Origin of the sequence: Longimicrobium sp. (genome assembly GCF_036387355.1) — a bacterium.
Classification (GTDB): Bacteria; Gemmatimonadota; Gemmatimonadetes; order Longimicrobiales; family Longimicrobiaceae; genus Longimicrobium.
Genome location: NZ_DASVTX010000204.1, coordinates 1 through 9,212, shown reverse-complemented (window position 1 = coordinate 9,212; position 9,212 = coordinate 1). Strand labels below are relative to the sequence as shown.

Below are 9,212 nucleotides of genomic sequence, written 5' to 3'. Positions count from 1 at the left end.
CTCGGCGGAATCGGTCGTCGTCGTCGCCGCCAGCACGGGCGGGCCGCGCGCCCTCACGGAAATGATCCCCCGCCTGCGGTCGCCGCTGGGCGCGGCCGTGCTCGTGGTGCAGCACATGCCGCCGCGCTTCACCCGCACGCTGGCGGAGCGGCTGGACGGCATGGGCGGGCTTCCCGTGAGCGAGGCGGTGGACGGGGAAACGGTGCGCCCCGACCACGTGTACCTGGCGCCGGGCGACTTTCACATGCGGGTGGTGCGCGACGGGCGCGGGGTGCGCATTGCGCTGGACCAGGAGCCCACGGTGTGGGGCGTGCGCCCGGCCGCGGACCCGCTGTTTCGCAGCGCGGCGGAGGTGTTCGGCGCGCGCACGGTGGGCGTGGTGCTCACGGGGATGGGCAAGGACGGCGCGGAGGGTCTGCGCGAGGTGGTGGCTGCCGGCGGCCTGGGCATCGCGCAGGACCGCGAAACCTCCGTCATCTTCGGGATGCCCGCCGCGGCGGCCCGCAGCGCGGACCAGGTGCTGCCGCTGGACCGCATCGCCGCCGGGATCGAGCGCGGGGTGGACGCGCGCGGCGTCGCGCTGAACGCCACGGAGGCGCGGTGAGCGCGGCGGACGCGGTGCTGGACTTTCGCGGCTGGCTGGCGCGCGGCGAGGGGGTGCAGGTGGTGGCTTTTCGCCTGGGCGGCGAGCTGCACGGCTGCGACATCCGCCTGGTGGACGAGGTGGTTACGAAGCAGCGCATTCACCCGCTCCCCGACGTGCCCCCGCACCTGCTGGGGGTGATGCTGCTGCGCGGTGAAATGGTGCCGGTGGTGGACGTGTCGGCCGCGCTGGGGCTGCCGCTGACGGCGGAGCGGCCGCCGGTGCTGGTGGCCGGGCTGGGAGAAACGCGCGTGGGGGTTGCGGTGGACGCGGTGTTCGAGGTGATGGACGTGGCGGCCGAAACGCTGCGCCCCGCGCCGTACACCGGCGGCGACCGCGACGCGTACGTGGTGGCGGTGGCCCGCGTGCCGGCGGGACTGGTGACCCTGATTGACCTCGCGGAGATCCTTCGCGAGCGGACCACGCTGGAACCCGGGGAGCAACCGTGAGGAACGTGCGTCAGGCGGCGGTGCCGCAGGTGCAGCTGGTGACCTTTCAGGTGGGGGGCGAGGAGTTCGGGCTGGACGTGTTTTCCGTCCACGAGATCCTTCGCTACCAGGCGGTCACGCCGGTGCCCCGCGCGCCCGCCTTTGTGGAAGGCGTGCTGGACGTGCGCGGCGCCGTGGTGCCGGTGGTCGACCTGCGCCGCCGCTTTGAGGTGGCCGGGGTGGCGTACACGGACGAGACGCGCATCGTGCTGGTGGACTTCGCGGGCGAGCGGCTGGGGCTGGTGGTGGACAGCGTCACGGAGGTGCTGCGCGCGCCGGAGACCGCCGTGTCCGCGCCGCCGGCCTACATCCGCGGGCTGGCCGCGGAGTTCATGCGCGGCATCGTGCGGCACGACGGGCGGCTCATCATCCTCATGGACCTGGAGCGCATCCTGAGCAGCGAGGAGCGCATTGCGCTGGAAGCGGCCCTGGCGCCGGCGGCGGGCGAGGCGGACGCGGGCGCATGACCACCCGGGAGTGGCTGGACGCGATGGAGGCCCGCTTTGTCCGCATCGACGGCGAGCTGGGCAAGGTGGCCGCGGGGGACCGTGAGCGCATCCGCGGCGAGATCGTGGGGCTGTTCCGCGAAACGGAAACGGCGCTGGAGGATCTCACCGCCTTCAAGGAGCGCATCCGCGGGCTGGTGGAGCGCTACAAGCAGCTGCCCGCCCCCGCCGCCGCGGCGCCGCAGCAGGCGCTGGTGAGCGACCACATCGGCAGCAGCACGTACATCGAGCGGGGGTGGAGCGCCATCGCCAGCGGCGACGCCAAGCGCGCCGTCAAGGAGCTGGAGCGCGCGCTGGAGCTGGCCCCCAACGATCCGCACGCCGAAAGCCTGCTGGGGTGGGCGCAGATGCTGCGCGAGCAGTACGACGACGCGCTCATGACCTACTACAAGGTGATGATGCGCGATCCGGAGAACGCGCTGGCCCGGGTGAACCTGGGCTACATCTGCCTCAAGAAGGGGATCTTCGGCGAGGCGATCGAGCACCTGTCGCGCGCCATCCGCCAGGAGGGCGACCGCAAGGCGCAGCTATACGCCCACTTCTACATGGGCCTCGTGTACCTGGAGCGCGAGATGTTCGAGGACGCGCGCGGCTTCTTTCACAAGGCGCTGGAGCTGGGCCCCAACATGCTGGAATCGTGGTGGGAGATCGGGCGGACGTACTACCTGGAAGGGAACGAGGAGGGCGCCGCCGATGCCTGGAGCCGCGGGCACCAAGCCAACCGCTTCAACCTGTGGGGCGAGCGATGCGGCAAGGCGCTGGCCCAGTTGAACGCGGGCCAGCCCGTGTCGTTTGAAACCTGACTACGCGGCTTGACATTCCACGAACGCGGCGCCTCTTCTCCGGCGCCGCGTTTTTTTGTCCCTGCCCCGGGCGCCTCCCGCGCGGAGTTTCCGCTTTCTGTTCCGCCGCTGGCGCGATGGTAACGCCCTGCGCCCGCAAGGCGCCACGTGTGGTACCGGCGAGTCCAGAGTGTGTTTTTCCCCTTGCGCGTTCCATCCACTTTGGTGATCGTTGATCCGTACAAACGAAACGGAGATGACGATGAACCTGCACAGATCGATCAAGTCCGCCCGGCACGCCGCCGACCGGCCGCTCTTCCCCGGGCCTGTGGCCTGCAAGTACCGCCGCCCGCGTCCCGAGCCGTCGGAAGAGGTGTTCCGTGACACGTTCCTCGCCGCGTTCTGGGATGCTTGGCCGCTGGAGATCGACGACGTGTTCCCGGCGAATCAGACGGCCGGTGTCGACCTGTCTCATGCTTCGACGGGGGAGGACCACCCCGCGGACCCGTGCTGCGAAGGCGCGGGCGCATGGCGGGTTGGAACGGTGGCGACATGAACCTGCGCACGCTGGCCGGATCCGCCCGGCACACGCTGCCCAAGCCGCTCTTCAACGCTCCCGTGGTCCGGAGGTACCGCCCGCCGCAGCCGCAGATCTCCGAAGAGGAGTTTCGGCTCGGACTGCTCGCGGGGGCAGAGGCATTGCGGGGGCTCAACTTGGACGACGTTTTTCCCGCGAACCAGACAGCCCATGTCGAAGTACGTGATTGACACCCAGCTGCTGGTCCGGGCGTCGCGGTCCGAAGAAGACGCGGATCGGTATCGCAGTTTCGTGACGACGTACTCGCCCTCGATCTACCTGTGCTCCGTCGTTGCCCAGGAGCTGCTGGCGGGATCGCGCCTGCACGAAAACCGGGAGATGCTGCGGAGGTACATCGAACCCTTCGAGAGGCGAAGACGAACCGTGGCGCCGACACACTGGGAGTGGCGCCGGGCGGGAACGGTGTTGAACGGGCTGCGGAAGCAGGGGTACACGATCACGTCCGCGTTCACGAACGACGTCCTGATCGCCTGCACGGCCAACCAGATCGGGGCGGAGGTCATTCACGACAACTTCCGCGACTACCACGCCATCCAGCAGCTGGTCCGGTTCCGGCACCGGACGGGGTACCCGACCCGCGAAGCGCCTCCTCGCCCTCCTGCTCCAGAGTAAGGGACGGGCACGCCTCGCCTTCCTGATCGCCGCGCTGCTCTCGTTTCTGCCGTCCGCCACGCGGGCGCAGCAGGGTGCGTACGAAGCGCTCCGCTCGGGCGGGGTGACGGTGCTGTACGCGCCGCGCCACGCGGTGCTGGCGCGCGAGGCCGCCGCGCAGGCCCGCACCCCCGTTCCGCTTCCCGGCTTGGGTCCGGCGGCGGCGGCGGACAGCACGGTGATCGTCCTGGCGCCGAACCCGGCCGCCTTCTCCGCCGCGACGGGCGGACAGGTGCCGGAGTGGGCCGGCGGCGTCGCCATTCCGCACCTGCGGCGCATCGTGATCCCCGCGTATCCGCTGCCCGGCGTGGACCGGCGGCAGGCGGACGCCATTCTGCGGCATGAACTGGTTCACCTTGCGCTGCACGAGCGCCTGCCGCGCATTCCGCGGTGGTTCGACGAGGGGTACGCGGAGGTCGCGTCGGGAAGCTGGGACGCGTCCGAGGCGTGGGCGCTTCGCCTGGCGTTCCTCACCGGGCGCGCGCCGCCGCTGGATTCGCTGGCGCTGGACTGGCCGACGGACGCGGCGGACGCGCGCCTCGCCTACCTGCTGAGCGCGACGGCGGTGGACCACCTGCGGCGCCGCACCGGCGAGCGCGGCTTTGCGCTGCTGCTCCGGAACTGGCAGGCCAGCGGATCGCTGGAAAGCTCCATCCGCACCACCTTCGGCATGACGTCGGCACAGCTGGAAGACGAGTGGGCGGCGGACGTGCGCTCCCGCTACGGCTGGCTTTCTCTGGCGGCCAGCATGGGGTTCGTGTGGGCGCTGGCGCTCGTCCTCGCGCTGGTGGCGTGGATCCCGCGGCGCATGCGCAACCGCGCGCGCGTGGCGGAAATGGAAAAGGAATACCGCATGCTTCCGCCGCCGCGCGCGGATTGGGATACGGTCGACTACCCGATCGCGTTCGCGCACGACGAGAAGTAGCCGCCGCAGAGTCGGTTGACCCATGTGGGCGCGGGCCGGCAAAAGAGGTGAGGCACGCCGGCCCCGGTGCGCGGGACCATGTGTGTCAGGCTTGTCTCAGCTTTCCACCCGGCCGGTGGTGTGCGATTCGGGTCAACGTGTTGCGCCGCAGCGGCTTGTGCTCCGGGGCCGGGAGTGGAACCGGGGTTGCCTTGAGGGAAGGGCGTGAACTCAGTCGAACCCATCGGCACTGCACCCATACAGACCCATGACACCTCACGGCAAGCAGCTCGTCCAGGAAAGCTGGGCCAAGGTCATGCCCATCAGCGAAGTGGCGGCCGGCCTGTTCTACGGCCGCCTGTTCGAGTTGGACCCGTCGCTGCGCCCCCTGTTCAAGGGCGACATTACCGAGCAGGGCAAGAAGCTCATGCAGACCCTGGCCGTGGTGGTGAAGGGCCTCGACAACCTGGACGGGCTGGTGCCCGCGGTGGAGGCGCTGGGCCGGCGCCATGGCGGATACGGCGTGCAGGACAGCCACTACGACACGGTGGCCGCCGCGCTGCTGTGGACGCTGGAAAAGGGACTGGGCGACGACTTCACCCCCGCCGTGCGCGACGCGTGGGTGGAGGCGTACACCATCCTGGCCACGGTGATGAAGCGCGCGGCCGCGGGCCAGTCGGGGCTTCCGCCCACCGTTCCTGTGGCCGCCGTGCCCGGACAGGTGTCGCCCGCCGCGAACTGACCGCGTTTCCACCGGACGCCCGGCCCCGGCCCGCCCCGCGGCGGGCCGGGGTTGGTTTTTCGCGTCCGAGCCTTTACTTTTTCGCCATGCCCAGACCCGAGCCTACCCGCACCCGAGCCCGCGGCGCCACGGCGCCCGCTCCCGCCGTTCGCGACACGGAAACCAGCCTTCGCTTCAGCATGCTCAACGGCGTGCTGCTGGCGGCGGGGCTGCTGGCCATCATCGCCGGCTTTGTTTCGCTGGCGGGAACGAGCACGGTGGCGGCGCCGCTGCTGCTGGTGCTGGGCTTCGCGGTGCTGGTGCCGCTGGGCATCATCCTGTAGTCCCACGCGCGATTAGCTCAGCTGGTTAGAGCACCGGTTTTACACACCGGGGGTCGGGGGTTCGAATCCCTCATCGCGCACTGCAATCAGGCCCGACACGCACGACGTGTCGGGCCTGGTTGCGTTATATCCCCCCGCCGTCGCGCGCGCCGGACGGGGCTCCGCCTTGCGGGAGGCACCGCCGCGGGCGCATGGTTGTTTCCCGGGCGGGCCACCCGCGCCCGTCCAGCCAACCGCCGACCCCGCTGCTCCCGATGAACGACGACGAGTTTTCCCAGCCGGACCCCATGGACGACGACACGGAGTCCGAGGTGGACGCCTTTCTGCGCGAACTGCAGCGCGATCGCCAGGAGCAGGGCGGGCTGGAGCCGCTGATTGAGACGGTGGGCGAGGCGCTGGAGGAGGACGGCTACTCGTTCACTCTCAACCCCGAGGGCTCCGGGCTCAACCTGTCCATCCACGGCACGCACGCGGTGTACACCGTCTTCTTCTTCCCCAACGAGGAGTCGCGGGTGCTGCGGGGATACGTGCGCTGCCCGTTTCTGGTGCCGGCGGAGCTGCGCGGGCCCATGGCCGAGGCGCTCACGCGGGCCAACTACGGTCTGCCGCTGGGCAACTTTGAGATGGACATGAGCGACGGCGAGGTGCGGTTCAAGACCAGCGTGGACGTGGAGGGCGGCCGCCTGGTGCCGCTGATGGTGAGGAACATGCTGGGCGCGAGCATGTCCGTGTGCGACCGCTATTATCCAGCGTTCATGCGCGTGATGCACGCCGGCGACGAGCCGGCGGACGCCATCGCGCGGGTGGAGCAGTGGTGACGGTGCGCCCCGGTCATCCGCGCACGGGGCGCTGACCCATGCGCCAGTTTCGCGACGCGGCGGGTGCCGACTGGACGGTGTGGGAGGTGGTTCCGGTGGATGCGCGCCTGCTGGAGCGCCGCGGCATTGCGCCCACCGACCAGTACGGCGGCCCGGACCGCCGCGGCGAGGGGAGCCGCGCGCTCAAGGGCGGATGGCTCGCCTTTGAGAGCGGGAGCGACAAGCGGCGCCTGGCCCCGGTTCCGCCGGGGTGGATGGAGTGCCCGGACGACGAGCTTCGCGACATGCTGGGCCGCGCCGCGCCCGTCCGCCGCCGCCCCGCGCCGTAGCGCGCCCCCATCCCTTTCGCGTCATCCACGGAGCGGCGGCCCGCGCGGCCGCCGTCCGGCATCCAGGAGCAGAGAGTGCCCGTCGCCCGTCCCGCCACTGCCCCCGAAGGCGTGTACCCCGTCCCCGCCGGCCCCAGCCCGGCGGAGCGCACCGCCCTGCGCGTGCTGCAGGCCGGCGCGCTGCTGGTGGTGCTGAGCGCGTCCACCTACAAGGTTTTTGAGCTGGACCGCTTCTTCGTGCCCAAGGAGCTGGTGCTGCACGGGACGGGGCTGGTGGCGGGGATCCTTACCCTGGGCGCCATCCGCCGCATCCGCGGCACCCGTGTGGACGTGCTGCTGCTGGCCTTTCTGCTGCTGAGCGCCGTATCGGCGCTGCTGGCCACCAACGTGTGGCTGGCCATGCGCGCCGTGGCGGTGACCGCGTCGGGGCTGGCGGTGTTCTGGGCGGCGCGCGGGGTGCGCGAGGCGGGGCTCGCCCGGCCCCTGCTCACGGCGCTTTCCGTTGCGGTGGTCCTGGGGGCGGCCACGTCGCTGGCGCAGACGTACGGCGTGCGCACGGACTGGTTCTCCATGAACCGCGCGCCGGGCGGCACGCTGGGCAACCGCAACTTCATCGCGCACCTGGCGGCGTTCGGGCTGCCGCTGGTGCTGCTGAGCGCGCTGCGGGCGTGGCGCGGGGCGGGGTACGCCATCGGCGCGGTGGCGGTGGCGCTGGTGACGGCGTCGCTGGTGCTCACCCGCTCGCGCGCGGCCTGGCTGGCGTTCGGCGCGGTGGCGCTCGTGTTCGCCTTCAGCATGCTGGCGTCGCGGCCGCTGCGGCGGAACGGGCGCACGTGGCTGCGCGGCGCGGGAATCCTTCTCGTCGCCGGCGGGGGGGTGGCGGCGGCACTCACGCTGCCCAACACGCTGCGGTGGAACAGCGAGAACCCGTACCTGGAATCGGTGAAGGGGGTGGCCAACTACCAGGAGGGGAGCGGGCGCGGGCGGCTGATCCAGTACCAGCGGTCGCTGCGGATGGCCGTCTTTCACCCCCTCCTGGGCGTGGGGCCGGGGAACTGGGCGGTGCGCTACCCGGAGTACGCGGCGCGGCGCGACCCGTCCATGGACCCCAACACGGCGGGGGCGACCTCCAATCCCTGGCCCAGCAGCGACTGGGTGGCGGTGGCGGCGGAGCGCGGCTTCGTCGCCCTGGGCGTGCTGGCGCTGGCCTTTGCGGGGCTGGCCATCGGCGGGCTGCACCGGCTGATCCGGGCGCGCGACGCGGACGAGGCGCTGGGCGCGGCGGCGCTGCTGGCCACGCTGGTGGCGGCGAACGTGGCGGGCGCGTTCGACGCCGTGCTGCTGCTCGCCCTTCCCAGCCTGCTGGTGTGGGCCACGCTGGGCGCGCTCTGGTCGCCCGAGCCGGACGGGCGGCAGGCCATCTCGCTCCCCGTGCGCAGGCTGGCGCTGGTGTTCGCGGCGCTTGCGGCGGGGGCGGGCGCCGTGCGCAGCGGCGCGCAGCTGGCGGGAATGGGACTGTTCGCCACGCGCGGCGACACGGCCTCGCTGCGGCGCGCGGCGCAGCTGGACCCCGGCAACTACCGCATCCGGCTGCGCCTGGCGCGGTCCGGCGGCAGGCGCGCGGAGCGGTGCGAGCACGCCCGCGCGGCCCGCGACCTGTATCCCAACGCCGCGGCCGCCCGGGCGGCGGCCGCGCGCTGTCCCCGCAAGGAGCCATGACCGACCGCGATCCCTTCCGCGCCGTCTCGCGCGACGACGGCCAGGACGACGACCGCACGCTGCTGTGGGAGCCCGGGCCGCGGGTGCAGCCGTCCGCCCCGGCCCCGGTCATCGGCGAAAAGCAGCCGAAGCGCAGGCGGGGCCTCGCGTTCCGCATCGCCAGGCACGGGCTGATGGCGTTTGCCGCGTACTACGTGTTCTGCCTGGTGCTGCTCATCGCCTACCGCTGGGTGAACCCGCCCACCACGGGGGTGCAGATCCAGCGCCGGGTGGAGTCGGTGTTTTCCGGCGGAGAGTACCGCAAGCGGCGCTCGTTCGTGGCGCTGGACGATCTGCCGCGCCACGTGCCGCGCGCGGTGGTGGCGGCGGAGGACGGGCGGTTCTGGGACCATTCCGGCTACGACTGGGTGGAGATGAGCCGGGCGGGACGGGAGGCGGGGAGCGGGGTGCGGGTGCGCGGCGCATCCACGCTGACGCAGCAGTTGATGAAGAACCTGTTCGGCTGCGCCTGCCGCAACCCCGTCCGCAAGGTGTACGACCTGACGCTGACCCCCGCGGCGGAGCTGATCCTGGGAAAGCGGCGCATCCTGGAGCTGTACCTGAACCAGGTGGAGTGGGGGGACGAGGGCGTGTTCGGCATCGACGCGGGGGCGCGCGAGCACTACGACCGCCCGGCCACGCGCCTAACCCGCACGCAGGCGGCGGGGAT

The 9,212-nt window shown here is 71.8% G+C and carries 14 protein-coding genes and 1 tRNA gene; all 15 read left to right on the top strand.

What is annotated here, in order from left to right:
* Positions 1-604 (top strand): CheB methylesterase domain-containing protein (locus VF665_RS08920; RefSeq protein ID WP_331053067.1); only part of this gene is annotated, 604 nt, incomplete at its 5' end.
* A complete protein-coding gene (locus VF665_RS08915) occupies positions 601-1,092 on the top strand; it encodes a chemotaxis protein CheW (protein WP_331053066.1) in 492 nt (163 codons plus the stop codon). The genes VF665_RS08920 and VF665_RS08915, both read left to right, overlap by 4 nt.
* On the top strand, positions 1,089-1,598 hold the full coding sequence (locus VF665_RS08910) for a chemotaxis protein CheW (RefSeq protein WP_331053065.1): 510 nt from the start codon (positions 1,089-1,091) through the stop codon (positions 1,596-1,598). Before VF665_RS08915 ends, VF665_RS08910 begins: the two co-directional genes overlap by 4 nt.
* On the top strand, positions 1,595-2,440 hold the full coding sequence (locus tag VF665_RS08905) for a tetratricopeptide repeat protein (RefSeq protein WP_331053064.1): 846 nt from the start codon (positions 1,595-1,597) through the stop codon (positions 2,438-2,440). The genes VF665_RS08910 and VF665_RS08905 overlap by 4 nt, the downstream gene beginning before the upstream one ends.
* Before the next feature lie 235 nt (positions 2,441-2,675).
* Positions 2,676-2,975 carry a hypothetical protein gene (locus VF665_RS08900; RefSeq protein WP_331053063.1) on the top strand — a complete coding sequence of 100 codons (300 nt, stop codon included), beginning with the start codon at positions 2,676-2,678 and terminating at the stop codon, positions 2,973-2,975.
* Positions 2,972-3,187 (top strand): hypothetical protein, encoded by a 216-nt coding sequence (locus VF665_RS08895; protein ID WP_331053062.1) that lies wholly within the window; start codon positions 2,972-2,974, stop codon positions 3,185-3,187. The genes VF665_RS08900 and VF665_RS08895 overlap by 4 nt, the downstream gene beginning before the upstream one ends.
* Complete coding sequence (locus VF665_RS08890; protein ID WP_331053061.1) at positions 3,168-3,629, top strand: type II toxin-antitoxin system VapC family toxin; 462 nt, start codon at positions 3,168-3,170, stop codon at positions 3,627-3,629. Before VF665_RS08895 ends, VF665_RS08890 begins: the two co-directional genes overlap by 20 nt.
* Before the next feature lie 103 nt (positions 3,630-3,732).
* The gene (locus VF665_RS08885; RefSeq protein ID WP_331053060.1) at positions 3,733-4,593 is read left to right on the top strand and encodes a peptidase MA family metallohydrolase; all 861 of its coding nucleotides are present in this window, start codon (positions 3,733-3,735) and stop codon (positions 4,591-4,593) included.
* Between the two features lie 247 nt (positions 4,594-4,840).
* Positions 4,841-5,314 carry a globin family protein gene (locus VF665_RS08880; protein WP_331053059.1) on the top strand — a complete coding sequence of 158 codons (474 nt, stop codon included), beginning with the start codon at positions 4,841-4,843 and terminating at the stop codon, positions 5,312-5,314.
* 86 nt (positions 5,315-5,400) lie between these two features.
* Entirely contained in the window at positions 5,401-5,637 is a 237-nt protein-coding gene (locus VF665_RS08875) for a hypothetical protein (RefSeq protein WP_331053058.1), read from the top strand.
* Between the two features lie 6 nt (positions 5,638-5,643).
* A tRNA-Val gene (locus tag VF665_RS08870) sits at positions 5,644-5,717 on the top strand.
* A 174-nt stretch (positions 5,718-5,891) separates the two neighbouring features.
* The gene (locus tag VF665_RS08865; RefSeq protein WP_331053057.1) at positions 5,892-6,455 is read left to right on the top strand and encodes a YbjN domain-containing protein; all 564 of its coding nucleotides are present in this window, start codon (positions 5,892-5,894) and stop codon (positions 6,453-6,455) included.
* A 38-nt stretch (positions 6,456-6,493) separates the two neighbouring features.
* Entirely contained in the window at positions 6,494-6,784 is a 291-nt protein-coding gene (locus VF665_RS08860; protein WP_331053056.1) for a hypothetical protein, read from the top strand.
* A 75-nt stretch (positions 6,785-6,859) separates the two neighbouring features.
* Positions 6,860-8,503 (top strand): O-antigen ligase family protein, encoded by a 1,644-nt coding sequence (locus VF665_RS08855; RefSeq protein WP_331053055.1) that lies wholly within the window; start codon positions 6,860-6,862, stop codon positions 8,501-8,503.
* On the top strand, positions 8,500-9,212 hold a 713-nt coding region (locus tag VF665_RS08850; RefSeq protein WP_331053054.1), incomplete at its 3' end, for a transglycosylase domain-containing protein. The genes VF665_RS08855 and VF665_RS08850, both read left to right, overlap by 4 nt.

Coding starts and splice junctions, on each gene's coding strand:
- VF665_RS08905 (WP_331053064.1), top strand. CDS start 1,595: ATGACCACCCGGGAGTGGCTGGACGCGATGGAGGCCCGCTTTGTCCGC.
- VF665_RS08900 (WP_331053063.1), top strand. CDS start 2,676: ATGACGATGAACCTGCACAGATCGATCAAGTCCGCCCGGCACGCCGCC.
- VF665_RS08895 (WP_331053062.1), top strand. CDS start 2,972: ATGAACCTGCGCACGCTGGCCGGATCCGCCCGGCACACGCTGCCCAAG.
- VF665_RS08890 (WP_331053061.1), top strand. CDS start 3,168: ATGTCGAAGTACGTGATTGACACCCAGCTGCTGGTCCGGGCGTCGCGG.
- VF665_RS08880 (WP_331053059.1), top strand. CDS start 4,841: ATGACACCTCACGGCAAGCAGCTCGTCCAGGAAAGCTGGGCCAAGGTC.
- VF665_RS08875 (WP_331053058.1), top strand. CDS start 5,401: ATGCCCAGACCCGAGCCTACCCGCACCCGAGCCCGCGGCGCCACGGCG.
- VF665_RS08865 (WP_331053057.1), top strand. CDS start 5,892: ATGAACGACGACGAGTTTTCCCAGCCGGACCCCATGGACGACGACACG.
- VF665_RS08860 (WP_331053056.1), top strand. CDS start 6,494: ATGCGCCAGTTTCGCGACGCGGCGGGTGCCGACTGGACGGTGTGGGAG.